Genomic DNA, 26,700 nt, shown 5'->3' with positions numbered 1-26,700 from the left:
CATGACCATGCTCGGTACGGTCGCCTCGGCTCAGACCTCGGTCGGGCTCGGAACCGCACAGTCATACGCGATCCTCGCGGGCGCGGCGATCTCCAACACCGGCCCCTCCACCATCAACGGAGACATCGGCGTGTCTCCGGGGACCGCCATCACCGGGATGGACGAGGCAACGGTCAACGGGGCGACGAACGCAGCCAACGCGGCCGCCCTCCAGGCGCAATCCGACCTGACCATCGCGTACAACGAGGCGGCGAGCCAGCCGCCCACCGACACGGCGAACTACTCCCAGATCGGAAACCTCGAGGATCCCCTGACGAGTGGTGTCTACAACGCGACTTCCTCCATGAATCTGACCGGGACCGTGACCCTGGACGGGCAAGGCAGTTCGGACGGAATCTTCATCTTCCAGGCGGGGACGACCCTGGTCACCGGTTCGGACAGCAGGGTCGAATTGATCAACGGAGCCAACCCGTGCAACGTGTTCTGGCAGGTGGGTAGCTCCGCGACCCTGGGTACGGGCACCAGCTTCGTCGGCACCGTCATGACAACTTTGGATATTTCTGCCAACACCGGGGCCACAGTGCAGGGCCGCCTACTCGCCCAGACTGCGGGAGCGGTCACGTTGGACACCAACACGATCAATATCACGCCCTGCGGTGAACCCACGGTCCCGACGACGACGCCGCCGACCACAACAGAGCCGACGGACACCACCGAGCCCACCACTCCGACCACCACGGAGACGACCGAGCCGACGACCTCGGTGCCTCCGACCGCCGTGCCGACGACTCCCCCGACGGCCGTCCCCAACGGTTCATCCGCCATTCCCCTCCTCCCGCTCCTGCTCCCGGCCATCCTGATCGGAGGCTCGGTCGCCGCCGCGCCGGTCGTGGGGCCGATGATCGGACAGTCCCTCGGAGACCTGGGCTTCCCGTTGCCCGCCCTCCCGGAGTTCCCGCCGTTGGCGGGGTCGGCCATGCCGGGGCCGGGTCCGGTGCAACCCGTCGCCCCCGCGCCGATGGCTCCGGGCCCCGAGTCGCCCAACGGCCGCGGCGGAGAGCCCGGTGCCATGGGCGATGTCACCGGTCCGGTGGCCGCCGACACCGGCGGGACCGCCGTCCTCATGACCGGTTCGATGGGCGACTTCGAGCTGCCACTGCCCTCCGGCGTCAGGCTGCCTCCGTTGCCGTTCATCCGCTGATCTGACACGAGAGGCCGAGGCCCCGCACCGGGCGATCCGGAGCGGGGCCTCGGTCTGCTCCACGTTGGCTGCGCACCTCGCTGATGACGATCACGCCGCCCGCGACCACCCCCTGCTCGCGGCGGACGAGGCGCGATCGCCTCTACTGTGGCGGGAAACGAGATCAACAGTCAGTTCACAACGCACTCGACTCACAACGCACTCGACTCGACCAATGGGAGATCACATGGACGTCGCCGCCGTCGCCGCCACCGCACCGGACGCGCCTCTGGAGAAGACCACGATCCGGCGTCGGGACACCGGACCAGCAGATGTGCTCATCGAGATCGAGTACGCCGGCATCTGCCATTCCGACATCCACCACGTGCGCGGCGAGTGGGGTCAGACCGCCTACCCCGTGGCGCCCGGGCACGAGATCGTCGGCATCGTCCAGGAGGTCGGTTCCGAGGTCACCCGGCACGCGGTCGGCGATCGCGTGGGCGTCGGGTGCCTGGTGGGGGCCTGCCACCAGTGCTCCTCGTGCGAGGCCGGCCAGGAGCAGGAGTGCGAGCGCGGTGCCGTCGCGACCTACGGGTCGCCGCTGCCCGAGGGAGACCCGGAGGGGCCGGTCACCCAGGGCGGATACTCCACCCACATCGTGGTCGAGGAGCCCATGGTCGTGTCCGTTCCGGCCGGGCTCGACCCGGCCGCGGCGGCGCCGCTGTTGTGCGCGGGGATCACCATGTTCTCGCCGCTGAAGCAGTGGAAGGTCGGCCCCGGCACTTCTGTCGCGGTGATCGGAATGGGAGGGCTCGGGCACGTCGGTGTGAAGCTCGCGGTGGCGATGGGCGCCGAGGTGACGGTCCTGTCGCAGACCACCTCCAAGCGGGACGATTCGCTGCGATACGGCGCCGTCGAGCACTACGCGACCGCCGGCGACGAGGGCAAGGCGACGCTGCGTGAACTCCGCGGCGCCTTCGACGTCATCCTCAACACGGTGTCCGCGAACCTCCCGCTGGACCGGTTCCTCGCCACGCTCAAGCCGCGTGGTGCGCTGGTCAACATCGGGATCCCGACCGAGCCGATGTCGGTGCGGGCCGGGTCCGTCGCCGCCGGACGCAAGATCCTGACCGGCTCCATGATCGGCGGGATCCCCGAGACCCAGGAGATGCTCGACTTCTGCGCCGAGCACGGGATCACAGCCGATATCGAGCTCATCTCGGCGGACAAGATCAACGAGGCCTACGACCGCGTCGTCCGTTCGGATGTGCGCTACCGGTTCGTGATCGACGCCAAGACGTTCTGACTCACCGGGGCGGGACTCACCGCGGCGCCACCTGCGCGAGCAGGCCCGCGAAGTCCTCGTCCCGCGCCTCGAGGAACCGGTGTGCCTCCGCAGCGAAGTCCGCCAGGCCGGTCAGGCGGCCCGAGCTCCGAGACGCGGACACCGCCGCGGCGCCGCACGCCCTGTCGAGAGCCGACGCGATCGCTGACCCCCCTGGCAGTGCGGCCGCCACTCCCGCCGCGATGTGCGGGAACGTCACCTCCGCGACACGCTCGCCGGACTCGCGGAACACCGCGACGGCGGACGCGATCCTGTCCGCATCCGCTCTGATCGTCCCGTCGGGCATCTGCTCACCTCGTCGTCGTCGCCTCATCGTGGTCATGAGGTACGACGTCCCCACCACGCCGAACGGTTCCCTCCCACCCGGAGCGGCCTGCCATTGACCCGACATGTCGTACCCGTGGTGTCTACTCGAGGTGTGGGAGAACAGGGTTCCCCGGCCGCCGGACCTCCGGCCGTCAGACCTCAGGCAGCTCGTCGCTTCCCACGACCCGGTGGCGTCGCCCGGCACCGGGACCCCTCCCGGAGAGGAGAGCACCATGTCCCTGACCTGGACTCCCACCATCGACCGCGCGCTCGCGGTCGCGGCCCGCGGCCACGCCGGCCAGACCCGCAAGGACGATCCGACGCCCTACATCGCGCACCCCGTGGCGGTGGCGATGATCGTGTCCGACTTCACCGACGATCAGGACGTGGCGGTCGCAGCCTTGCTGCACGACGTCCTCGAGGACGTCCCGCCGTCGGTCTACTCGGCCGACGACATGACCGCCGAGTTCGGCGAGCGGGTCACCGAGTTCGTCCGCGGCGTCTCGGAGGACAAGACCGCGGGAGAAGAGACGCCGCCGTGGCGGGTGCGCAAGGAGGGCTACCTCGCCGCGCTCGCGGAGGACTCGGAGGAGTGCCTCCTCATCTCGGCGGCGGACAAGATCCACAACCTTCGCTCGATGGTCGCCGCCCACGAACGACTGGGTGACGACATGTGGGGGATCTTCAACGCCGGGCCGCAGGAGAAGCTGTGGTTCTACAGCTCGATCGCGGATGCGGTCACCGAACGCCTGGGTGACTGCGCGGCGTCGCGCGAACTGCGCCGAGCGGTCGACGACGTCGCGGCCCTGGCGCCGTGAACGCGCGGCCCTGGTGCTGTGAACGGAGGGGGAGGGTCAGACCGTCGGGAACTCGGCCTTGATCCGCAGCAGGGTCTTGGCCTGGGTCCGCCCCTCCAGGCCGAGGACCAGGCCGGAAGACTTGAGTCGCCGCGCCAGGTCCGAGTCCGCGGCGAACTCGGATTCGGACTCGATCGTGATCTCCACCCGGCGCCCACCGTTGAGCAACACCGACTGCTTGGCGGCGTCCAGACCGGGGATGTTGGTCCACCGGATCGGCCCGGGGTCACGCGGGGAGGCCCCCGTGCCCGAGAACGAGTAGTCGAAGTCCGTGCTCTGGGTGCGGGTCACCTTGCCCCACCCGGCCATCGGTCCCACCCCCACCCGCGCGGCGACGGCATTGCGGCGCGCACTGTAGGTCGCGCACTCGATCTCGCAGGCCCCCAGGGTGTTCATCACCCGCAACGCCTCCTCGAACCGCTGCCGCAGACTCCACGCGTCGTACTGGCCGAACGGCACGAGCAGCGGGCGGCCCTCGATGGGCGCCTGCACGTAGACCACCCGCGGGACCACCTCGCCCTCGACCACGTCGTAACCCGACCGCACCTGCATCGGCCGCTGGATCACGTCGGTGAGCAGACCGCGCTTGTCGGTGACGGGCGCGGTCTCGTAGAAGGACACGAGCTGACTCACTGGCGCTCACCTCACTGTTCGAGGTCGCGACGGGTGCGGACCTGGCACCCAGCGTATCCGCCGCCGGATCACCAGCCGCCCGGGCTCGGTTCACCCGATCGGCCACTCCCCCAGTTCGGTGAGGTCGTCGGCCTCCGGGGTCACGGCGGTGGGTTCACAGCCGAAACCGACCACCTCGGTGCCGTCCGCGAGCGTCACCCGGCCGAGCTGCATCGGCCTGGGGAGCTCGTCGAGGAAGCTGCCGAGAGCAGCCGGGGAGATCGTCCACCTCTCACCGAGCAGCTCGGCACCGTCCGGGTGACGCAGAACCCCGGGCTTGGGCGGCTCGGTGTCCAGGCGGTACATCCGGTAGTCCGCGCTGGAGCGCACCGGCCCACGCCAGACCGCGCCGCGTGAGGTGAGCTGGTGCTCGAGTGGGCCCCCGCGCCGGTGGGCGCCGAACACCACCAGGTCGACCGCAGACACCCCCGCGCGGAGCGGCCACGGCACGAGCAACTCCTCCCCGCGATCGAGTTCCCCTGCCAGTGCGGCGGCGATGCCGGCCACCGGGCCGTCGTGGAACGGCCGCCCCACCACGGTCACACCGAACTGCGCGGTCCCGCGGTCGCCCTCGTCGACCTCGCCCGCCGGCACGGCCACCGCGCACAGGTCGAAGAGGTTGCAGAAGTTCGTATAGGTCCCCATCCGGCTGTTGAGGGCGATCGGGTCGGCGTCCACCTCGGCGATCGTCGGGTGGAACGGCGCGGTGGGCACGAGCAATGCGGTCGCACCCGACCGGTCGAGCTCGGCGAGGGCCTCGTGCCGGAGCGCCTCGACCTTCCGGCGGTCCCGCAGTAGATCCACCGCCGCGATGTCGCGAGCAGGGGTGATGATGCCGTCGACGATCGGATCGACTCCCGCGTCAGCGTCCCTGTCGGCGTCGAGGAAGTCACCCACCGCCTCGTAGCGTTCGGCGACCAGTGCGCCGTCGTAGAGCAGCCGGGCTGCGGCGAGGAACGGGGCGAGGTCGACCTCGACGATCCGGTACCCGAGCCCGCGGGCGCGGTCGACGGCGGCGTCGAAGGCCTCGGACCAGCCCGGGGCCATCGACACCAGCTCGCTGGGGACGGCAAGCGTCGCCCCCTGCCCCGCCTCCAACGGCGTGTCCGTGGGCCACTCCCGGGCGCCCTCTCCGCCGGCCATCACCGCCGTCGCACGGGCGGCGGTCCGGACGTCGCGGGCGAGGATCGTCACGCAGTCGTAGCTCGCGCAGGCCGGGACGACTCCGTCGGTGGAGACCACCCCGAGCGTGGGCTTGATCCCCACTATCCCGTTGAGCGCGGCGGGGATCCGGCCTGATCCGGCGGTGTCGGTGCCGATGGCCAGGTCGCAGATCCCCAGCGCCACCGCCACCGCCGAGCCCGAGCTGGACCCACCGGACACGTGGTCGGGGCGGTGCGCGGCCCGGACGGCGCCGTACGGGCTGCGGGTGCCCACCAGGCCGGTGGCGAACTGGTCGAGGTTCGTCGCCCCCAGCACCACCGCGCCGGCCGCGCGCAACCGTGCGACGGCCACCGCGTCCTGATCGGGCAGGTACGCGAACCCCGGGCAGGCGGCGGTGGTGGGCAGTCCCGCCACGTCGACGTTGTTCTTGACGGCGAGCGTCATGCCGGCGAGCGGGCCCCCTGCGGTGAGGGAGGCTGCCATGTCGGCCACCAGCTCCTCGCGACCGCGGACCTGCAGGAACACCTCGGGCCGGTCCACCTCGGCCAGTCGGGCCAGCACCTCGTCGACCCTTGCCGCCGCGTTGTCCCGTACCCCGGCTGATGTCACGGTGCCGCTCATGCGCTCAGCTCCCCACTGGCGGCCCAGCGCGAGAACTCCTCGGCGCGGGCGTGCTCCATACGGCGTCTCGCCGAGGCTATCGAGTCGGCCTCCTGCTCGCAGAAGGCGTTGTGCTCGGCCAGGGAGAACGTGTCGTCGGTGATGTCGACGAGTCCCCGGCCGGCGGCGGTGTCGGCCCGGAGGTCGGACAGTTCCTCGGACGAGACGGGGTACCAGGAGATGCGGTCGAAGTGCCGCAGCAGCCACGGGTGCTCGGCGTCGAAGCCGGGCGCCGGTTCGGGGTGCCGGTGGTTCCACACCTGGGTGGTGCGCCCCACGAACTGGTAACCGCCCGGCCCCTCCATCCCGTAGATGCACAGGTAGGCGCCGCCGATCCCGACCGAGTTCTCCGCGGTCCACGTCCGGGCGGGGTTGTACTTGGTCGTCACCAGGCGGTGGCGCGGGTCCAGCGGCGTGGCCACCGGGGCCCCCAGGTAGACGTCACCGAGTCCCAGCACCATGTACTCGGCGTCGAAGACGGTGCGGTAGACGTCGTCGGCGGTCTCCAGACCGTTCATCCGGCGGATGAACTCGATGTTCCACGGGCACCACGGGGCGTCGTCGCGCACCCCGTACATGTACCGCTGGATGGCCTCCTTGGTGGCGGGATCGTCCCAGCTCAGGGGCAGCCGGACCCGTCGACTCGGCACCACCAGGGACTCGGCCGCGGGCATGGCGGTCTCGGCCTCACGCAGGGCGGCCAGGGTGGAGGCCACGGTGCTGAGACCGGGGGTGATCTTGACCTGCAGCGAGCGGATCCCGGGAGTGAGGTCCTGCTGGCCGGGGACGGGGTTCGACTGCAGGTGCAGGTAGAGGGCGTGGGCGCGGGCACGTAGTTCGAGGTCGAGTTCCATACGCCCGTACTCGACCAGGACGTTGTCGTCCCCACCTCGGCGGTAGGTCACCTCGGTCACGCCGTCGGCGGTGTGTCCGCGACCCAGCACGCCGTCGTCGCGGTCGCCGCCGTCGCCGAGGACGAAGGGGCGGCCGGCCCCCCGCGACGCGCCGATACCGGCGCGGCCGGGGGCCGTGTCCACCCTGACGCGGACGAACCGGACGGTGTCCCCGGGGGCGAGCTGGCCGAGCTTCCACCGGTCGCCGCTGACCACCGTGACCGGGCAGACGAAGCCGCCCAGACTCGGGCCGTCCGGGCCGAGCAGGATCGGGGTGTCCCCGGTGAAGTCCAGGGCCCCCACGGAGTAGGCGTTGTCGTGCAGGTTGGACGGGTGCAGGCCCGCCTCACCCCCGTCGGGTCGGGCCCACTTCGGGCGCGGGCCCTCCAGGCGCACGCCGGTGCGGTCCGAGTTGAAGTGCACGGTGTAGTCGGACGCGTACAGCTCGTCCATCCCCGCGCGGGTGAGGAACTCCGGGGCGCCGTGCGGCCCCTCGGCCACGGCGAGGTGCCAGTGGTGGCCGATGGCCGGGACCTCCTCGGCGAGGATCCTGCGCGGCACACCCGGTCCGGGCTCACCGACGGTGAGGGTGTCCCCCGCCGCCAGGTTGCGTCCCTCGTGTCCGCCGAAACGCCCCAGGGTGAAGGTCGACGACGACCCGAGATACTGCTCGACCTCGATCCCGCCCCCGACCGCCACGTAGACGCGCATTCCGGGCCCGTCGATCACCGGGATGTCGAGCACGGATCCGGCGGCGAGCTGAACCGGCTTCCACTGGGCCACCGGTCGACCGTCCACCGTGGGCCGCACGTGCGCGCCGCCGACGCACACCGTGACCGGGGTGTCAGGGCAGATCCTGAGGCCACCGCGGGTGCACTCCAGGCCGGCGGCCCCCTCCGGGTTACCCACGGCGATGTTGGCCAACCGCAGTGAGCAGTCGTCCATCGCCCCGGACGGCGGGACACCCACGCCCCAGTACCCGATGCGGCCGGGCCAGTCCTGCACGGTGGTGATGAGTCCGGGGGCGAGGACTTCGAGGCGGGTCATGGGGGCTTCTCCTGTGGTGGCGGGTGCGCGGGTGACGGGTACGCGGATGGTGGGCGCGCGGGTGGTGGGCGTCGGGTGGTGGGCGCCGGGCTCAGGCGGTGACGATCATCCGCACCGGCGTCGGATCGAAGCCGTTGCACGGGTTGTTGATCTGCGGGCAGTTGGAGACCAGGACGATCACGTCGCGGTCGGCCCGCAGCGCGAGCCGCTTGCCCGGCGCGGAGAGCCCGTCGACGATGCCGAGGGTGCCGTCGGCGTCCACAGGCACGTTCATGAAGAAGTTGACGTTGGGGACCAGATCCCGCTTGCCCAGTCCGTGCCGGGCGCCCTCCCGGAGGAAGTTCTCCACGCAGGCGTGCTGATGCCGGGTGTGGTGGCCGTACCGCAGGGTGTTGGACTCCTGCGAGCACGCGCCACCGAGCGTGTCGTGGTTGCCCACCTCGTCGGCCGTGATGGTCACGAGGGGCTCGCCGGCGTCGTCCCGTAGGACACTGCCCTCGGTCAGGAAGATCGATCCCTGGGCGGCGACGGTCGCCGGGGCGCTGTAGCGGCGGGTGTGGTCGTGTGCGTCGTAGAACAGGGTGTCGACGGCCTGGTTGCCCTCGAGGTCCACGATGGTCAGGGTCTGGCCCGCGTGCAGGACGTGGGACCAGGCGGCTCTGGCGGCCACGGTCTCGTCGGCGAGCACGGCCCCGCCCGCGAGCGCGAGGTCTGCGGCGGGAAGGTCTGCGGCGGCGCCGGTCCGGGGATCGGCGGTGACGGTCGAACGTGTCATGGGAGGTTCTCCTCAGTCGATCTGGGCGAAGGCGCGGTGCGCGGCCTCGGAGTTGGCGATGGCGCGTCGGTACTCGAGGTCGCCTCCGACACCCGGGAAGGTGTGCCCCACGAGGGCACCCAGGTCGTTCGGGGCGCTCCACGCCAGGAGTTCCACCGTCCCGGCGTGGTACTGCTCCGACGGGTCCAGCGGGTGGTCCGCGACCGCCACGGCCACCACGACGGGCAGGTGGAGGACGAGGTCGACGGTCGCCCCCGCGCCGGCGTTCCCGGTGGAGACGAGCGCCCCGTCGTCGTCGACCCGGACGCCGTGGAAGAACGACACGGTGTGGGGAAGGTCCCGTTCGCCCAGCCCGTGCTTGAGCCCGGCCAGCAACAGCAGTTCCCGCCCGGCCGGTGAGTCGGATTCCGGCGCCCCGGCCCCGTAGCGGGCGACGTTCCCCGTCAGGGTCGAGGCACCGCACAGCGCGTCGTGGTGGCCGGAGGTGTCAGCGACGATCGTCGCGAGCACGCGCCCCTGGTCCGAGAGCAGCGGATGGCCGGTCCCGAGGTAGGCCTGCCACGGGACCTTGACCGTGTCGGCGGTGTTGAGACGCTCCCAGGGGGCGTCGGCACGCCACATCATGAGAGAGGCGCAGGCCGTGCCGTCCCGGTCGGTGAGGCGGATCCGCGTGCCCCGGGCCAGGATGATCGCGGTGTAGCGGCCCCCGGGGATGGACTCCGCCCACGTCAGGCGGTCGGCCGGGACGTCCGCCGGCGGGTGGGGCCAGTCGGTCGCGGGGACCACCGGCATCGCGTCGGTGATCGTCCCGGCCTGGGCGCGGGCGTGCTCGCGGGCACCCGTGGTGGTGGACGTGCTCTCTGTGGTGCTGAACTCTGTGGTGCTGGTCATCTCAGGTCACTCTCCGATCTTGACGGGCTTGGGGTGGGTCTTGCCGCGGGGGAAGCAGAGGAAGCCGAGGCCCACGACGGCGAGGACGGTCAGGACGCCCGCCCACCGGAGCCACGGGGTCTCCCCGGAGGGGTCGAAGATCTCCGCCCGCGGCCAGGCGAGGTTGACGGTCATGAGCAGGCCGTACCCCACGGCGAGGACGTTGACGGGGATCCCCCAGCGGCCGAGCGAGAACAGCGGCTTGCCCTCGGCGTCGGTGAGCCTGGGTCCGTTCGGCCACCCCTTGAGTCGACGCCAGAGCAGTGGGCCGGTCACGCAGAGGTAGGCGAGGTAGATGAGGATGATGCACACCGAGGCGAGGGTGGCGAAGATCGCGGCGTTGCCCATGTTGACCAGCAGGATCGCGATGCACGACAGGCCGATGAGCACGGCCGGGGCGATCGGGGTGCCGGTGCGGGGGTTGACGCGGGACAGGGTCGACGAGAAGGGCAGGCGGCCGTCGCGGGCCATCGAGAACATCAACCGGGTGGCCGCGGTCTGGATGGCGAGGGTGCAGATGAAGATCGCCACCACCACCACCACGAGGAGCACCTTGCCCCAGAAGTTCCCGAGCACCGAGCCCAGGACGTAGGGCAGGCCCTCGGTGGCCAGCCGGCCATCGGTGAGACTGGGCGCGGCCATGAGTGCGCCCAGGATCATGAGGCCGCCGCCGAGCGCCGAGACGGTCAGAGCCATGCGGATGGTCCGGGGGGCGACCCGGCGCGGGTTGACGGTCTCCTCGGCGAGTTCGCCGGCGGAACCGAATCCCACCATCACGTAGGCGGCCATGAGTCCCGAGACGACCCAGGCCCAGATGTACCCGGGCTGGTCCCCCATTCCCGCGGTGTCAAAGACGACCTGCGGCCCGCGGACGGCGTGGGTGAACAGCGCCAGGATCACGGCGATGACGCCGACGATCTCGCACGTCACGCCGATGTTGTTCACGTAGGCCATCCACCTGATGCCGAGCGAGTTGATCGTGGTGGTGATGACGAGCAGCACCGATCCGAGCAGTACGGCGTTCGCCGCGCCGGAGGACGAGGTGAGGGCCGGGTCGTCACCGATGATCTGGAAGCCGAACCAGATGTTCGGCAACACGACCTGCAGCGCGATGGCCGCGGCCGAGGCGGTGACGATCTGGGCGAGGATCATGAACCAGCCCCCGAACCACCCGACGATCTCCCCACCCATCCGACGGGACCACTGGTAGATCGCTCCCGAGATCGGGTACCGGGCCGCGAGCTCCGCGAAGCACAGCGCCACGAGGAACTGGCCGGCGAACACGATCGGCCAGGTCCAGAAGAACGCCGGGCCGCCGAACCCGTAGCCGAGACCGAACAGCTGGAAGATCGTCGTGAGGATGGAGACGAACGAGAACCCGGCGGCGAACGACGCGAACGTGCCGAGGCTCCGGTGGAGTTGTTGGTCGTAACCGAGGTCGGCGAGATCGTCGTGATCACCCCGACGTTCGGGAGCCGGGGTGGTGAGACCGGTGGGGTCGCTCATGTCCGGTACTCCTCTCGGGGGCGGGGGTCGGTGGACCCGGGTTGCGGCAGGAGCAGTTCCTGTCTGTTGATAGTTTTCCCAACCCGTGTGACCCGCGAGTTGCACGATGTTTCGATCCGATTAACAGGCCCTCACGCCGTCGTTCCCCCCTCCCCGGGCCGTCGGGACGCGTGATCGAATGCCCACATGGCACCCCACCGTGATCCACCCGACGAGCGCGCACGGGCCTGGTCCGACGGGCTGCGGCGTGAGCTGGCGTCGCGACTCGGCCCGGCGGCGGCGCGCGCGGTGTGGGTGACCGGATCGGTGGGCCGCGGGGAGGCCGTCCCGGGTAGCGACCTGGAATCCCTCGCCGTCGTCGACGACCACGGTGACCCCGGTGACCGTGCGGTGCGCCGCGCGGTCGCCTCCACCGACCTCTCGCGCGCGCCGTGGTTCGCCGAGACCTCCCCCGCCTCGGCCGCCGATCCCCGCCTGATCCGGACCCCCGCCGGCTGGTCGACGGCCGCCGACGACTGGGCCGACTCCCCCGCCCGGGACCTGGGTGTCGTCCACCTCGGGCTCCTCGCCGACGCCCGACCCCTGGTCGACGGGCACAGCGACCCGGAACTCCTGCCCCGCCTCGCCGCACGGTCCGTGCGCACCCACCCGGCGATCCTCGCCGATATCCTCGCCGACGCGCTCTCGACCAGGGCTTCCGTGCCGTCCCGGCTCACCCGCACATTCCGTTCGGACCCGGTCGTCGATCTCAAGGCGACGGTGCTCACCCCGGTCGTCAAACTCGCCCGGTGGGCCGCCCTGCGCGCCGGGGTGACGTCCACCTCCACCGATTCACGCCTCCGACTCGCCGCCGATCCGGAGGTCCTGCCGGCGGACCGGTGGGAGTCGCTGCGTGCGGCCGCCCGGTTCACCGCGCGCCTGCGGTGGGAGGTCCGACTCCGGGCCGGATCCGACGGCCCCGGAACCGACCGGTTCCCGCTCTCGGGTCTCACCACGGTCGAGCGTGCGGGACTCCGGTCCGCCGCGCGCGAGATCGCCGGCGCGCAGCGCACCCTCGACTACCTCCGATCCTCCGGCGAACTCCGGGAGCCGGGGTGACCCGCCACCCGGCCACCGACGCGATGCTCGCCGTCTCCGCGTTGGAGGGATGGCGACCGGAGGACGACGACGACGAGGTCCTCGACCTGATCGACCGGGCCGCCCCCGGACGGCTGATCCGTCTCCACGTCCTCAGAACGCTCCCGCCGGAGGCCACACGGCGGCCCCGGCCGGGGATACTGTCCCGCCGCACGCCGTATCTCATCCGCGGGACGCGTGTCCTGGAGAACTCCCTCGGCATCACCTCGGCGAGGGCCCTCATCCGCGCAGAGGCCCTCCTGGCCGTCGCCGGAGGGGCACGACTCCTCCGCGATCACGCCCACGCCCCGGCGACGGTGTCCGGTGTCCACGCTTCGCTCTTCGGGGAGGTGTTCGCCTGGGCCGGCCTGCCACGGATCGTCGGACTCACCAAACAGGGCTCCACGTTCGCGCCCGCGGCTCGTGTCGCCATGATGACCGCTCCACTCGAGAACCCCGCGGAACTCGTCGCCGACGCCCTGGCCGCGGCATCCGGTACCGCCACCCGCGCGACGACCGTGGCCGTCGCCCTGGCCAACTGGTACGCGCGGTTCAACTACGTGCACCCCTTCCGCGAAGGGAACGGCCGCGCCGCCGCCGTCGCCGCACTCCTCGCCGCGCGCGCCCACGGAGTGGATCTCGACTTCACCCGGACCGATCGCGAATCGTGGGTACAGGCCGCCGTCTCCTCCATGCCGGTGCCACCTCGCCGTAACGTCGATCCGACGGCGCACCGGTTCGAATTCCTCCGTGTCACGATGGACCGGTGCGGCACCACGCACGACCTATGACCAGCGGCACGACCGGCACCGCCGGGTCGCCACCCGAAGGGAGCCCCGTGTCCTCACCAGGACGACCCCGCCTCATGGACCGGCGGCGTCCCGGGGCCACCCCGGCGGACGAGATCCTCGATGCCGCTGCGGAACTGTTCACCACCCGCGGGTACACGGCCACCTCCACGCGGGCCATCGCCGACGCAGTGGGGATACGCCAGGCCTCGCTCTACACGCACTTCCCCACCAAGGCCGCGATGTTGGTGTCCCTTCTCGACTCGACCGTGGGACCGACCCTCGAGCAGGCCCGTCGGCTCCACGACGGGAGCCGGGACCCGCGGGAGATCCTCCTGACACTGGCGACGATCGACGTCGAGGGGCTCCTGGCCTCCCGCTGGAACATCGGGATGCTGTACGTGCTCCCTGAGTTGGCCGGGGAGGACTTCGAGGGGTTCCGGGCCGCACGCTCCGAACTGAGGGGCATCTACCGGCAGCTCGTCGCCCTCTGCCGCCCCGACCTCGATCCCGGCGACCCGGTCCTGGACCTCCCTTTCCGGGTGGTGGAGTCGGTGATCCCACACCGGCAGGACCACCCGGGAGTCGACATCGACGCCGCCCGGTGGGCGGTGGCCGCGACCCGCGTGATCGGCATCGGTTGAGCCGGCCTGTCGGACCCGTGGGGCACGATGGCGACGTGACCGGATCCCAGACCCACCCCACCCCGGCCTCCACTGCGGGCTCCACTCCTCCCCCCACTGCGGCCCCTACCCCTGCCGCTGCCGCTTTCCCGGCCCCGGTCTCTCCAGCCGTCTCCCCCGTCGTCGCCGAGGTCCGTCGACTCCGTGTCTCCGACCCCCTGGGTCGCATCACCGTGATCGTCGCGTCGTTCGGCGCCGAGAGAGACCTGGTCCGGGCGTTGGCGCTGTCCGGAGGCGCGGTCAACGTCGCGGTGCGGACAGCCGCCCAGGTCGTGGCCGAACTGTCCGCACCGGCCCTGGCTCCTCGCGCCGCGCTTCCGTTCCCCCTCCTGGAGGCGGCGGTCGAGAAGGCGCTGGACGCGGACCCCGGCGACCTCCGGGCGGTAGCCTCCCAACCGGTCACCGCTCAGGCGGTGGCCCAGGCATGCCTGCGGTTGGGCACCGTCGAGGCGGGTTCGGTGACACCGGACAACCCTCTCCACACAGAGGTGCTCCGACTGTCGGAACAGGCGCACTCGATGACCGGAGCCGCCTACTACACACAGTTCGAGGCGGTGTCGGACGCACTGGAGAGGCTGGACGGACTCGGCCGGATCGTCCTCGCGGCTCCACTCCGTGGGACCGAGGCCGAACGGCGCCTCCGCGCCGCGCTGGACGCGCGCGGGGTGACGCCGGTCCCCGGGACGGGCGCCGACCACCTGGCCTCCGCGGCGGAGCCCGACGGCGAGGGCGCCGTCACGGGAACCCACGTGCTGCACGCGTCGGACTCCGATGACGAGGTGCGGGCAGTGGTCCGCTTCGTCCGCTCACGTCTCGCGGCCGGGATCCCGGGGCACCGGATAGGCGTGTACTACCCGTCGCCCGATCCCTACCTCCGACTGCTGCTGCGCGCGTTCGCGGAGGCGGGGATCGTCGTCAACGGACCCTCCATCACCGATCTCGGCCGTACGCCCACGGGCCGGTCCCTCATCCGGCTGCTCGGGATCGACCCGGACCTCATGCCGCGGGCCGAGCTGCTGTCGATCGTGGCCGAGGGGGCCGTGATGCTCCCGGACGACCGGGGCGCCCCGGTCTCGTCCCGCCGACTTGAGTTACTCACCCGCACCCGTGTCCCGGTGATCGGCGGAGGAGACTGGGACCGCCTGGCCGAACACCTCGGGATCCAGCAGGATCCATCGCGGTCCGGGTCGACCTCCGGGTCCGACACCGGGTTGACCGACACCGGGTTCACAGACACCGGGTTCACAGACACCGACCGTGCGGCCGCCGCGGCGCTGTTGAGGCTGGTCGGTCAGGTCCGCGCGGCCCTCGGGGCTCTCGGGTCCGCCCGGACCTGGTCCGAGGTCGCCGCGACAGTGGACACCGTGCTCACCTCACTGTTCCGGCAGAGCCTCGACCGTGCGGCCGTGCAGGCCGCGGTCGGGTCACTCGCCGACCTCGACACCATCTCCCCCGCGATCACCCGCGAACGGATCGTCGGCGCCGTGACCACGCGGCTGGACTCGATCGGCGACCGGGTCGGCGAGGAGGGCGCCGGCGTGACCCTGGGTCCGATCGACGACGCGGTCGGTCGGGATCTCGACACGGTGTGTGTCGTAGGGATGGCCGAAGGCTTGTTACCCGTCCTCCACCGACCCGATCCGCTGCTGCCCGAGGGTGCGGTCGAACCCTCCGCCTCCGAGCTGCTCGACGAGCGGTACCGGGTGCTCCAGCTCGCGCTGTCCGCGGGCTCGGCTCGACGACTCTGCTCGTTCCCCCGTGGGTCGATGCGCGGCGGGGGGAGTCGCATCCCGTCCCGGTGGCTTCTGCCGACCCTCTCCAGACTCACCGGGGCACGGGTCCACGCGACGCGGTGGCAAGAGTCCGTCGCAGGGTGCCCCACCGTCGTCGCGATCCCCTCGTTCGTCGACGGCGTGCTCTCCCCGCCGACCCTCCTGGGCCCCGACCCGTCGACGGCCACCGAACTGCGCATCCGAGAACTCGCAGCAGGCGGGTGGCGGGCGGGTCCGGACGCACCGGAGGCACTCGTCCGGGCCCACGAGATGCGTCGAGACCGGAGACTCGGTGTGTTCTCGAGGTTCACCGGCGACGTGTCGTCAGTGAACGACCTGGTGACCGTACTCGACACGCCCGTCTCACCGACACGTCTGGAGGACTGGGCCCAGAGTCCCTACCTGTTTTTCCTCGGCACCGTGCTCAGGGTCCGTGTGCTCGATGACCCGGCGTCCGACATCGAGATGGACCTACGGGACTACGGCGACCTGGTCCACGCGATACTGCAGCGATACGTCTCCGCTCGCCTCGAGCACGGGGTCGGTCCCGACCGGGACCTGTTGATGTCGGCGCTCCAACAGGAGTGTGAGGAGGCCGTCGCGGCGGCCCCCGGGCTGCTCGCCCCGCTGTGGCGCCGTCGGCAGATGCTCCTGGCCGTTGAGCTCGGGCGGTGGTTCGACGAGGACAGTGCCGATGCCGACGCGGGGTGGCGGCCCACCGCCACCGAGCTCGGGTTCGGACGCCGGTCCCCCGGGGAACCGACGATCGAGATCCCGTTCGACGTGGCCACCTCCCGCGGACCGGAGACCCTGCTGCTGGCCGGATCGATCGACCGCCTCGACGTCCGGGGCGGCACGCAACGCGTCACCGACTACAAGACCGGGAAGCCTCCCGGGTCGGAGCAACGCCCGAGCGAGGACGACCCCACCCTGTCCGGCACCCGGTTCCAGCTGCCCCTGTACGCCGCGGCCGCCGCCACCGCACGGGACATGCCGGTGAGCGAGGTCCGCTACTGGTACTGCACCGAACGCGGCGGCTTCGAACAGATCTCCCTCCCCGTCTCGGACGCCCTGATGGACCGGGTCCGCTCCGACGTCGGGCACCTGGTCGACGCCGTCCAGCGGGGATGGTTCCCCCTGAAGGGCGGACGCGGGTCCTCCCGGGACCTGGCCGACCTCCTCGGGGGAACGGATCTGGACCGCACGTGGGAGCGTCTGTCGAGGCAGGAACCACTGGCGTCCCATCCCGCGTTCGCCGGCATCGTCACCGGGGACCAGACCGACATCGGATCGGATGCGACCGTATGAGCCTGCTCCACGACCAACCCGCCCGGGATCGGGTCGAGCGCGACACCGCCTCCACCCTGTTCGTCGAGGCCGGGGCGGGAACGGGCAAGACCCACGCCCTGGTCAACCGGCTCGGCACCCTTCTACTCGTCGACGCTGTGCCCGTGGACCGGATAGCCGCGATCACCTTCACCGAGAAGGCTGCCGCCGAGTTGCGGGACCGGCTCCGCGTCCACCTGGTGGATGAACGAGACCGCGGGAACCCTCGAGCGGATGCCGCGCTCGCCGGGCTCGACACCGCGGCCATCGGGACCCTGCACTCGTTCGCACTGCGCCTGCTCTCCGAGAACCCGCTCGAGGCCGGGATCCCTCCCCGGGTGACCGCCCAGCAGGACACCGCCGAGGCAACGGCCGTCGAGGCCATGTGGCAGGAGTGCGCCACCGTCCTGTTCGGCGGCGACCGGGACGGTTCCCGTTCGGGGGTCCTCGCCCAGTCCGTCGACGACCTGCTCGACGCCGGGGTCGGCACGCTCGCCTTCCGCGAGATGGTCGAGGCGCTGCACCGGGACTGGGACCGCCTGCCCACCGGGCCACTGCACTCCGCCGCATCTCCGGACGCCGAACTGCCCACCTCCCCCGACCTGGCAGAGATCGCCGCCGCCATCGGATCGATCACCGGATGGCGCGAGTCCTGTCAGGACGAGACGGACAAGCTGTACGAGACCCTCTCACGCCACGAGGCGTGGTTGACGGACCTGCAGTCGGCAGCCACCGATCGGACGGCCTCACCTACCTGGGTCGAACTCCTCGCCAAACCCCTCGGCCCCGGTAGCGGGGGGAAAGGGCCCAACTGGGGAGGCGCGGACACGGTCAAGGAGATCAAGGAGGAGATCAAGAGGCTGCCCTCGATCTGCACCGAGGTCCTGTCCGCCCACTGGCGCCCACGCATCGCGATCGTCCTGGACGCCCTCATCCCGGTGATCCGTAGACATGCGGACGACCGACGCAGACACGGCACTCTGCAGTTCCACGACCAGCTCGTCCTGGCCCGCGAGTTGCTGCAGGTCCCGGAGGTCAGACGACGCGTCAGGGCCCGGTACACGCGGATCCTCATCGACGAGTTCCAGGACACCGATCCCATCCAGCTCGATCTCGCGACGCTTCTCACTGACGCCGAACCCGAACACGACCCCGGGGCAGGGTCAGAGTCAGGGGCAGGGAGGCTCTTCACCGTCGGCGACCCCAAGCAGTCCATCTACCGTTTCCGGCGGGCCGACATCTCCACGTACCTGCGAGCGCAGAGCGGGGACGGGGTCGAGATCGAACGCCTGAGCACCAACTTCCGGTGCTCGCGAGCGGTGCTCGACTGGGTGAACACGGTGTTCTCCGAGGTCCTGCTCGCAGCCGAGGGTGTGCAACCCGACTACCGGGAACTCGAGCCGGGGCCCGGTCGGCCGCCGTACGACCCCGCGCACGGTCCCCGACCGTTCGTCTTCCGCACCGAGGACGTCCCCGAGCACCCCGACCACTGCCCGCCCGACGCGACCGACGATCAGAGACGGCACTGGACCGAGGCCTCCGACGTCGCCCGGGTGATCGCCACCGCGGTGCGCGAAGGATGGACGCACGAGTCGAAGAACGGCGACCAGACCCCACTGCGGCTCGGCGACATCGCGATCCTCCTCCCCTCCCGTGGGTCGCTGCCCATGATCGAGAAGTGCCTCGACCACGCCGGGATCGACTTCCGTACCGAGGCGTCGTCGATCGTCTACGGCACCCCGGAGATCCGCGATCTCCTCCTCGCGGTCCGGGCGGTGGCCAACACCGCCGACGAGGCCTCGCTCGTCGGCGCGCTCCGCTCCCCGCTGTTCGGCTGCGGCGACGACGACCTGCTCCGGTGGCGCGCCGCCGGTGGAGCCTGGGCCCCCGGCGCCCCGGCACCCGATGGCCTGGCGGACTCCCCCGTGGCCGGGGGGATCGGGTATCTCTTCGCCCTGGCCCGGGAGTCCCGGCGACCGGGCGAACTCCTGGAGAAGCTCGTGCACGACCGCATGGTCTTCGAGTCGGCCGCCGAGTCCCCGCGGCGCCGCGACCTGTGGCGACGCATCCGCTTCGTGATCGAGCACGCCTGGCAGTGGGAGGAGTCCGCCGCGGACCCCGCCCGCGCCGACCTGCGGGAGTACGCCGACTGGGCTCTGGCCCTCACCGCCGAAGACGCCCGCGTCCCGGAGGCGGCGATCCCGGAGATCGGAGTCGACGCGGTGCGGATCACCACCATCCACGCCGCCAAGGGACTCGAATACCCGATGGTCGTGCTCGCCGGGATGAGCCGTGGTTGGCCCGGCGACCGGGACAGGCTGCTGTGGACCCACGAGGAACCACCCCGCCCCGTGGCCTCGTTCTCCACCGCGGTGCGTGATCCCGGTTTCGCACGGGCAGCGGAGCGCGAGGCGCAGCACTCTCTGGCCGAGCGGATCAGGCTGCTGTACGTGGCCGCAACGCGCGCGGAGAGTCGGCTCGCCGTCTCAGGCCACGGATTCGTCCGGACCAAGGCCAAGCCGCACAACCCCAGGAAACTGTGGGGGTCACTCTTCGGCTCGGTGATGGAGGAACCCGACACCCCGGAACTCGTCGCCTACGGCGAGGGCTTGCTCGATCCCGCGGACGCGCCCCGGGTCGACGTCCCCGACCGCCGCGACTGGCTCGACCGCGGCCGGACCATCACCGCCCGCTCCGCCGAGCGAGCCGGGTGGTCGGCGACCCGCATCGTCCATCCCGCCCCTGCCGACCCCACTGACGCGACCACCGATGAGGTGACCTCGAAGGCCGGCCTCTCGCTCCCTGAGCAGCTCGCCGCTGCTCTCCGCGACCGGTTCGCACCCGCTCCTGCGCGCGAGGAGGAACTGCCGCCCGCACCGCGGAGCGTCCCCCTGGCCTCCGGACCCGATGTCGGCACCGCGGTCCATCACCTCGCCGAGCACACCGATCTCTCCGTGCTCACCACGGACCCGACCGCGGCGACCGGGGAGTGGGAACTGTGGGCGGCTGGCCAGCTCACCGCGCTCGGACTCGGCGGCGGGTTCCGCGGAACCCGGACCCCCGAGGCCGTCGACGAGATGGTCGCCGTCGCCCGCACAGCCCTCACCTCGGAACCCGTCAGGAGAGCGGCCAGCCGCCCCCACTGGGTGGAACTACCGGTCGCGGGGCCACTCGCCACCGCCGACGGGACGACGGTGGCGGTGGACGGGGTGGTCGATCTGGTCGTGGACGAACCCGACGGTTCGCTGTCCGTCATCGACTACAAGACCGATGTGGCCGTCACCAGCGGGACCGTCGACGAGTACCTGCTCCAGTTGTGCGCCTACGCCGAACTCCTGTGCGCGACCACCGGCCGGACGGTGTCGCGGATCGAGCTGGTGTTCTGCCGCGGCAGCCGGGCCACCGTCATCGGACGGGAGCTCAACTGAGGTTCGTCCACACGACCCGGCCGTTCGCCGCAACAGCAAGAGCGGCATCGCAGGGTTCGCCGGTGGTCAACGCCTGGTACAGCTCGACCAACAGGTCCACGACGGAATCCCACACCCGGTACAGCGGCTCGTCGCCGCCGTACGCCCACACGGCACCCGCACCCGGGCCACCCCGGTAGGAGACCGCGTACCCGTACCCGCGTCGCTCCGCGATCGGCCACAGTCGACCGCTCCAGGACGCTCCGACCCCCGGTTCCGACCCGAGTCCACCGATGGCCATCGCGTGCTCGAACCGCATCGCCTGCACATCGAATCCCTCGGCAGCACCCAACGGTTCCGCGAACGGCAACAGACCCTCGACCGAATCCAGGCCCGTCCGGCGCAGATGCCAGAGCAGAGTCCGGATCCCCACCGAATCGTCGACCCCGCAACTGTCGAGGAGCATCCCGGTCCGGCTGTCGGACGCACGAGGATCATCCAGCCACGCACCGGGCACGCTGTCGACCTTCAGGAGGACGGCGATCGCATCGCACAACTCCCCCACCTGCTCGTCGAGGACGACCGCGGCCTCCTCGGACCGGCCTGACCTCGATCGTCGGGCCATCTGTTCGGAGAACGCCGGGGTCTCGGTGATCCCGGCCGGCGGCCCGGTCGGTCCGTCACCCCGCTCACCGTCCATCGCCCACCGGATCCGGTCGAGGGCGCCGTCGAACTCGGCGCCCCACTCCGCCCGGGTCGAGGACGAGTCGGAGTGCCGGAAGGTTGGCACCGCAGACTCCGATACCAGCGCTCGCGCCGGCTGTTCCGCCGTCGATTCCGGCGTTGATTCCGCCGTCGATCCGGCCCCGTCCTCCCGCGTCGCCGGGATCGCCCCGGTGACGTCGGCGAGGAGGTCCATCCGTGCGCGGCGGCTGTCGCGCATCCGGTCACGCTCTGACCGCGTGAACGACAGCACCGGAAGGGTGAGCAGTAACGCGGCCTGCCTGCCGGAGAAGCCGAACCCCAGCTTGAGGGCTCGCCGTGCGTCGACCGGGGATTCCGCCCGCCGGATCGTCTCCATCACGGCATCGAGGTCCTCGCACGCCAGGAGCACCGCCTCGGCCTCGTCCCACGCTCTCGCGGCATCGTCCCCCGGCTCGAACCAGCCTCCCACCGCACCCGAAGCGACCACACCAGACCCCCGACCTTCTCTACAACGCAACAGACCCGGCCCCCACCGGATCCACGCGAATCCTACGCCCGCCGACACTCTCACGGGCATGCAGCCACACAGCCCCAGCCGCGGACCCCACGGACGGTTGTGACCGATCTCTCCGGTCACCTCAGGTCGCTGACCAGGACTTTCCAACTATCCAGCTATTCCACAGGGACGGCGAAGGATTACCTCGGATACGGGCCGTAGGGTCGACGACCATGAACCGAAATCTGATGCTCGAGGACCGGGACCGGAGTCAGTCCACCCCGGCGCCTCCTGCTGAGGGCGCCCGGGCAGAGGTCGTGCCCGCCGGAGACGTCACGGGGCGTCGGGAAGCGACCCCGGCCGCGGTCTTCCCAGCGCCTCTGACCACGATCTCGGCCGCGGTGATGGGTGGGTTGATCGGGCTCGGGGCCGTCTACGGGGTGGCTGCCCGGCTCGCGGACACGCTGGTCGGGGTGGCGGTCATCGTGTTGGTGTTCGCGTTGAGCATGGCCGGCCCCAGGGTGCACGCCGTGGCCCGGTCCGAGGTCGGTCGTACCGTCGCGGTGGTCCTCGAGGCGATCGCCTTCGGCGGTGTGCTCGGCGCCGTCATCGTCCTGTTCTGAGGCGGGCGCCCAACTCCTCCACCAGCGCGTCCTCCAACCCGGCGCCTTCCACGAGGTATCGGCGGATGTCGCCGAACTCCCTGTCCAACGCGTTCAGCGAACGCCGGATGTTGCTCTCCTCGACTCCGATGAGTACGTCGATCGCCTCGAGATTGTCCGGCATGTCGGCTCGGACGTAGGTCCGGATGGAGGTGACGAAGTCGGCGGACAACTCGCGGGTGAGCAGGTAGTCCGTGATCACGTCCTCGTCCCTGACCCCGGCGAGCAACTGCAGTACGGCGGAGATCCAGCCCGTCCGGTCCTTGCCGGCCGTGCAGTGGACGATGGCCGGGCCCGACGAGAGCGCCACCGCGTGGACGGCGCGGCCGAACGCCAGCCGCTCCTGGTCTCCGAGAACGAACCTGTCGTAGGTCGTGGCCATCTCACGGCGCGCGTCCTCCACGCTGAAGGTCCCGGCGCCGGTGAAAGTGGCAGCGGAGGTGTTGCCGGCGAGGACGTCGATGGTCAGGTAGTCGGCGCCGGCGGGGATCACATCGGGCTGTCTGGTGATCTCGTCGTCGGTCCGCAGGTCCACGATGGTGCTCACCCCGAGCCGTTCGAGCACCCCGAGGTCGTCGTCTCCCACGGACAACGTGGTGGAACGGTAGACGAGACCGCGGGCCATGGTCCCCGAGGGGTGGAGCGAGTAGCCGGGGCCCGCCACGTCGCGGAAGTTGTGCACGCTCGTGAGTCGGACGTCACCGGGTGCCGTTCCGGATCCCACCACCTCCGCGACGACCTCGGCCTCGGTCTCGACGTCGGCGCCGGCCTCTGCATCGACCTCGGTGTTCATGCGCGCGTCTGCGCCCATCCCGCGTCCCCTTCGGCTCCCGCGCGCCCGGATGACGCGCCGCCCCTCCGTTCCTACCGGATCGCGGGAGCCGGTGCGAGGCGGCCTCTGCGGAACCGGTTGTCGCTCCGTCCCTACTCCACCCGCGCCCCGGGACCCGACGCGATGTGCCCCTGAGAGGGCCCGGTCGGCCAGGCCAGCGTGGTCGGAGTGGAACGACCCCTCAACTCCACGGTCCCGCCCGCGGTCCAGTGATCGGTCTCGGCGTCGGCCGCCGCCCGGAGGACGGCCTCCGAGGCCAGCACCCGGGAGGGGTGCTCCTTGGCCATCTCGCACAGTCGCGCGGCCTCGTTGACGGCGTCCCCGATCACCGTGTATTCGAACCGGGTCGCGGATCCGACGTACCCGGCCACCACCTCGCCGTAGGAGACCCCGATCCCGGCGGAGCAGTCGGGGACGAGCTCGGGCAGCGCCTCCGCCAGGTCCCGGGCCGAGGCGAGGACCGCCGTCGCGGGGTCGGTGATGGGCGCGGGGGCTCCGAACACGGCCAGCGCCGCGTCGCCCTGGAACTTGTCGAGCAACCCGCCGTGTGACTCGACCCGGTCCACGACCACCTCGAAAAAGGCGTTGAGTGTCTCGACGACCTCCCTCGCGGGCCGCGTGGAGGCCAGCCGGGTGGAGCCGATGAGGTCGACGAACAGCACGCCGACGTACGTGGTGTCCCCACCGAGGTGGGGTTCCTGGATCTCGGCGGCCTGTGCGACCTGGCTGCCCACGTGGCGGACGAACAGCTCGCGCAGTCGCTGACGCTCGCGGATCATCTCCGCCATCCGGTTGAACCCCCGTTGCAGCTGCCCGAGCTCGGTCCCGTCGAACACCTCCACCCGCGCGTCGAGGTCCCCGCCGGCGAGGTCCTCCATGGCCCAGCGCACGGAGTACACCGGGGCGAGCAGGGCGGAGACGAGCAGCCAGGTCGAGGCGAAGCCGGCCGCGAGGGCCCCGAGGCCGAGGATCCCGACGATGGTCACGAGCCGCGAGACCGGGAACTGGTTGTTCGCCGCGGCGTAGGCGCTCAGCAACACGAGGCCGATGAGGGGGAGCCCCGAGCTCACCACCCAGAAGGCCTGCAGCCGGCCGCGCACGCCGATGACCGGGGTGTGCAGGTTCGGTCCGGCCTGCAGCGCGAGCGCGGCGAGCGGACGCAGCGCGATCTCGGCGACGATATAGGCCGTGCCACAGCTCAGGGACCCGATCACCACGATCGCGCCCGTGACGACCCACAGGGCCTGGAGATCCTCGACCGCGAACGCCACCGCGACGACCGTCCCGCCAGCCGCCCAGAGCGCCCCGGTCCGCAGGGTGATTCCGAGCGGCGCCGACAGGCACCGCTCCTGCTCGGCGGCGGTCGGGGGCCGGCTCTCGTCTGCCCACCTCGTCCAGCTGGTCACCACCCGCAGGAGCCACCAGGAGCCGAAGACGATCCCGACGAGAGCGGTCGACGGGATCACCACGAGGGCCGCCGGACTGAACCGTCCGGACAGGACCTGGTCGAGGGGCAGCAGCAGGCCGATCACGATCCAGACACCCACCGCTCCGAGCCCGTGGGTGACCACCAGCATCCGGGTGAGCACCCGCTGGACCCGCTTCTTCCGGCGTGGGGGCTCCTCCCGCTCCAGCCCGAGCATGCGGGTACCCCACGGCGGGCGGGAGGCGTGCGCTGAGGGGGTGGTCACGGGGAGTCGTCCTGCCGGGCGGGGGATGGGGTGTCCATCGTCGCGCGAGAGGGGACCGCACGCGCTCGGAATCGCACTCCTCTTTGCCAGATGGATCACATCTAATGCGCTAACTTAACTCCATGACCACGCCTCAGTTCAACCCCGGCCACGAGATGCGTCACGAGACCTTCGGCGACATCCTGCTCGAGCGCTCCACCGACGACAATCCCGGGCTCCTCTTCGAGGACTCGAGGTGGACGTGGCGGGAGTTCGTGGCGGAGAGCGCGGTCCGCGCCGCGATCCTGTCCGACTGGTCCGCCACCCACGCCGACGCGTACGCCGGCCGCCCCGAGCGGTTCCGTCACCTACACGTCGGCATCCTGCTGGAGAACGTCCCGGAGTACCTGTTCCTCCTGTCCGGGGCCTCCATGGCCGGAGTGACCATCATCGGCATCAACCCCACCCGTCGCGGTGCCGAACTGGCCTCCGACATCCGCGGGGTGGACTGCGACGTGATCGTCACCGATGCCGACGGCGCCGAGTTGCTCGACGGCCTCGCCCTCTCCGACGAGTCGGGAGGCGTCGTGGCCGTGCACGAGGTGGACTCGGCCGGGTGGCAGGACCTGCTGGCCGGGCACGCCGGGGCGGAGCCCCGACTCCACGACGCCGCCCGCGATCCCCACACCCTGCTCGCGCTGCTGTTCACCTCGGGCTCCACGGGAGCGCCCAAGGCGGTGATGTGTTCGACCGGCCGGCTCGCGATGCTCGGCACGATCAACTACCGCAACCTGGTGCTGGACGACGTCGCCTACAGCGCGATGCCGATGTTCCACGGCAACGCGATGTTCGCCGCGTTCGCCCCGGCCGCCTTCGTCGGGTGCACGTTCGCGATGCGCCGGAAGTTCTCGGCCTCGGGCTTCCTGCCCGACGTGCTGCGCTTCGGCGCCACCTACTTCAACTACGTGGGCCGCTCGCTCTCCTACATCCTCGCCCAGCCCGAGCGCCCGGAGGAGAAGCAGACCCGACTGCGGACCGTGTTCGGGACCGAGGCCTCGACGCACGACCGTGCCGAGTTCGCCCGTCGCTTCGGCGTCGAACCGGGCGAGTCGTACGGCTCCAGTGAGGGCGGGGTCGTGATCGGCCGCACCGAGGACACCCCACCGGACGCCCTGGGCGTCGCGGGCGCCTACATGAACGTCGCGATCCTCGACGAGGACGGCCACGAGTGCCCGCGTGCGGAGTTCGACGCCGACGGTGGCCTGGCCAACGCGGGCGAGGCGATCGGCGAGATCTGCAACCTCACCGGGGCCGCGATGTTCGAGGGGTACTACCGCAACCCGGAGGCCACAGCCGAGCGCAACATCGGCGAGGTCTACCACTCCGGCGACCTGGGCTACCGGGACGCCGACGGGTTCTTCTACTTCGCGGGCCGCTCCGGGGACAAGATCCGCGTGGACAGCGAGAACTTCTCCGCCGGCCCCGTCGAGCGGATCCTCGACCGCTTTCCCGGCGTCCTGGTGGTGGCCGTCTACCCCGTGCCGGATCCCCGCACGGGCGACCAGGTCATGGCGGCCATCCAGCTCGAACCGGGCGCGGCGTTCGACCCGGCGGCGTTCTCCGAGTTCTGCCGGACCCAACCCGACATGGGGACCAAGTGGGCGCCGCGCTTCGTGCGGATCATGGAGACCATGCCGGTCACCGCCACCCGGAAGATCGCCAAGCCCAGCCTGCGCCGACAGTCGTGGACCGAGCCCGGCGAGGTGTACGTGCGCGGTGGCGAGAACGGTGACGACGACGAGTTCCAGCCGCTGACCAGCGCGGTCCGCGACTCACTACTCGCCCAGTACCGTCTCCACGGTCGGCAGCCGTCCGGGGTGTGAGCAGCGGCGGGGGTCTGAATAGCGG

At 71.1% G+C, this 26,700-nt stretch carries 20 protein-coding genes; 10 read left to right on the top strand and 10 right to left on the bottom strand.

Annotation, left to right across the window (positions count from 1 at the left end; translation table 11 throughout):
• The first annotated feature begins 1 nt into the window (after position 1).
• Positions 2–1,201 carry an ice-binding family protein gene (locus A6048_RS00615; RefSeq protein ID WP_235027438.1) on the top strand — a complete coding sequence of 400 codons (1,200 nt, stop codon included), beginning with the start codon at positions 2–4 and terminating at the stop codon, positions 1,199–1,201.
• Between the two features lie 226 nt (positions 1,202–1,427).
• Positions 1,428–2,486: an NAD(P)-dependent alcohol dehydrogenase gene (locus A6048_RS00610; protein WP_107748059.1), complete on the top strand. Its 1,059-nt coding sequence runs from the start codon at positions 1,428–1,430 to the stop codon at positions 2,484–2,486.
• Positions 2,487–2,502: 16 nt separating this feature from the next.
• Here the strand turns inward: A6048_RS00610 and A6048_RS18545 are convergent, their stop codons facing one another.
• Positions 2,503–3,066, bottom strand: coding sequence for a hypothetical protein (locus tag A6048_RS18545; protein ID WP_235027439.1), 564 nt, complete (start codon positions 3,064–3,066; stop codon positions 2,503–2,505).
• On the opposite strand from A6048_RS18545, the gene A6048_RS00600 reads away from it, so the two are divergent.
• Entirely contained in the window at positions 3,065–3,649 is a 585-nt protein-coding gene (locus A6048_RS00600; protein WP_107748058.1) for an HD domain-containing protein, read from the top strand. The genes A6048_RS18545 and A6048_RS00600 overlap by 2 nt on opposite strands.
• Before the next feature lie 36 nt (positions 3,650–3,685).
• Here the strand turns inward: A6048_RS00600 and A6048_RS00595 are convergent, their stop codons facing one another.
• The 6 genes from A6048_RS00595 to A6048_RS00570 form a co-directional block, all read right to left on the bottom strand.
• The gene (locus tag A6048_RS00595) at positions 3,686–4,321 is read right to left on the bottom strand and encodes a hypothetical protein (protein ID WP_107747775.1); all 636 of its coding nucleotides are present in this window, start codon (positions 4,319–4,321) and stop codon (positions 3,686–3,688) included.
• A gap of 90 nt (positions 4,322–4,411) precedes the next feature.
• Entirely contained in the window at positions 4,412–6,145 is a 1,734-nt protein-coding gene (gene atzF / locus A6048_RS00590; protein ID WP_107747774.1) for an allophanate hydrolase, read from the bottom strand.
• Positions 6,142–8,124, bottom strand: coding sequence for a 5-oxoprolinase/urea amidolyase family protein (locus A6048_RS00585; RefSeq protein WP_107747773.1), 1,983 nt, complete (start codon positions 8,122–8,124; stop codon positions 6,142–6,144). Before A6048_RS00585 ends, atzF begins: the two co-directional genes overlap by 4 nt.
• A 91-nt stretch (positions 8,125–8,215) precedes the next feature.
• Positions 8,216–8,899 carry an urea amidolyase associated protein UAAP2 gene (locus A6048_RS00580; RefSeq protein WP_107747772.1) on the bottom strand — a complete coding sequence of 228 codons (684 nt, stop codon included), beginning with the start codon at positions 8,897–8,899 and terminating at the stop codon, positions 8,216–8,218.
• Positions 8,900–8,911: 12 nt separating this feature from the next.
• Positions 8,912–9,790 carry an urea amidolyase associated protein UAAP1 gene (locus A6048_RS00575; RefSeq protein WP_107747771.1) on the bottom strand — a complete coding sequence of 293 codons (879 nt, stop codon included), beginning with the start codon at positions 9,788–9,790 and terminating at the stop codon, positions 8,912–8,914.
• A 6-nt stretch (positions 9,791–9,796) separates the two neighbouring features.
• Positions 9,797–11,335, bottom strand: a complete 1,539-nt coding sequence (locus A6048_RS00570) for an amino acid permease (protein ID WP_107747770.1) — start codon at positions 11,333–11,335, stop codon at positions 9,797–9,799.
• Between the two features lie 186 nt (positions 11,336–11,521).
• Between A6048_RS00570 and A6048_RS00565 the strand changes: the two genes are divergently transcribed.
• The 5 genes from A6048_RS00565 to A6048_RS00545 are packed head-to-tail and all read left to right on the top strand — an operon-like array spanning position 11,522 to position 20,448.
• Positions 11,522–12,433 (top strand): putative nucleotidyltransferase substrate binding domain-containing protein, encoded by a 912-nt coding sequence (locus tag A6048_RS00565; protein ID WP_107747769.1) that lies wholly within the window; start codon positions 11,522–11,524, stop codon positions 12,431–12,433.
• A complete protein-coding gene (locus tag A6048_RS00560; RefSeq protein WP_107747768.1) occupies positions 12,430–13,242 on the top strand; it encodes a Fic family protein in 813 nt (270 codons plus the stop codon). Before A6048_RS00565 ends, A6048_RS00560 begins: the two co-directional genes overlap by 4 nt.
• A 47-nt stretch (positions 13,243–13,289) precedes the next feature.
• Positions 13,290–13,883 carry a TetR/AcrR family transcriptional regulator gene (locus tag A6048_RS18745; protein WP_268817313.1) on the top strand — a complete coding sequence of 198 codons (594 nt, stop codon included), beginning with the start codon at positions 13,290–13,292 and terminating at the stop codon, positions 13,881–13,883.
• Positions 13,884–13,918: 35 nt separating this feature from the next.
• The gene (locus A6048_RS00550) at positions 13,919–17,002 is read left to right on the top strand and encodes a PD-(D/E)XK nuclease family protein (RefSeq protein WP_107747766.1); all 3,084 of its coding nucleotides are present in this window, start codon (positions 13,919–13,921) and stop codon (positions 17,000–17,002) included.
• Entirely contained in the window at positions 16,999–20,448 is a 3,450-nt protein-coding gene (locus A6048_RS00545; RefSeq protein WP_107747765.1) for a UvrD-helicase domain-containing protein, read from the top strand. The genes A6048_RS00550 and A6048_RS00545 overlap by 4 nt, the downstream gene beginning before the upstream one ends.
• Here A6048_RS00545 and A6048_RS00540 read toward each other — a convergent pair.
• A complete protein-coding gene (locus A6048_RS00540) occupies positions 20,441–21,619 on the bottom strand; it encodes a DNA gyrase subunit A (protein ID WP_107747764.1) in 1,179 nt (392 codons plus the stop codon). The two genes, A6048_RS00545 and A6048_RS00540, sit on opposite strands and share 8 nt — an antisense overlap.
• A 242-nt stretch (positions 21,620–21,861) precedes the next feature.
• Between A6048_RS00540 and A6048_RS00535 the strand changes: the two genes are divergently transcribed.
• A complete protein-coding gene (locus A6048_RS00535) occupies positions 21,862–22,251 on the top strand; it encodes a hypothetical protein (RefSeq protein WP_107747763.1) in 390 nt (129 codons plus the stop codon).
• Here A6048_RS00535 and A6048_RS00530 read toward each other — a convergent pair.
• Both A6048_RS00530 and A6048_RS00525 read right to left on the bottom strand, forming a co-directional pair.
• Positions 22,235–23,101: a tyrosine-protein phosphatase gene (locus A6048_RS00530; protein ID WP_235027317.1), complete on the bottom strand. Its 867-nt coding sequence runs from the start codon at positions 23,099–23,101 to the stop codon at positions 22,235–22,237. The genes A6048_RS00535 and A6048_RS00530 overlap by 17 nt on opposite strands.
• A gap of 113 nt (positions 23,102–23,214) precedes the next feature.
• Positions 23,215–24,813, bottom strand: a complete 1,599-nt coding sequence (locus A6048_RS00525; RefSeq protein ID WP_107747762.1) for an adenylate/guanylate cyclase domain-containing protein — start codon at positions 24,811–24,813, stop codon at positions 23,215–23,217.
• A 122-nt stretch (positions 24,814–24,935) separates the two neighbouring features.
• Here A6048_RS00525 and A6048_RS00520 point away from each other — a divergent pair, with 122 nt between their 5' ends.
• Positions 24,936–26,675, top strand: coding sequence for an AMP-binding protein (locus A6048_RS00520; RefSeq protein WP_235027316.1), 1,740 nt, complete (start codon positions 24,936–24,938; stop codon positions 26,673–26,675).
• Positions 26,676–26,700 lie beyond the last annotated feature (25 nt).

It is taken from the genome of Dietzia psychralcaliphila (assembly GCF_003096095.1).
GTDB lineage: Bacteria > Actinomycetota > Actinomycetes > Mycobacteriales > Mycobacteriaceae > Dietzia > Dietzia psychralcaliphila.
The sequence above is the reverse complement of the archived record's forward strand: the minus strand, read 5'-3'. Positions and strand labels throughout refer to the sequence as shown.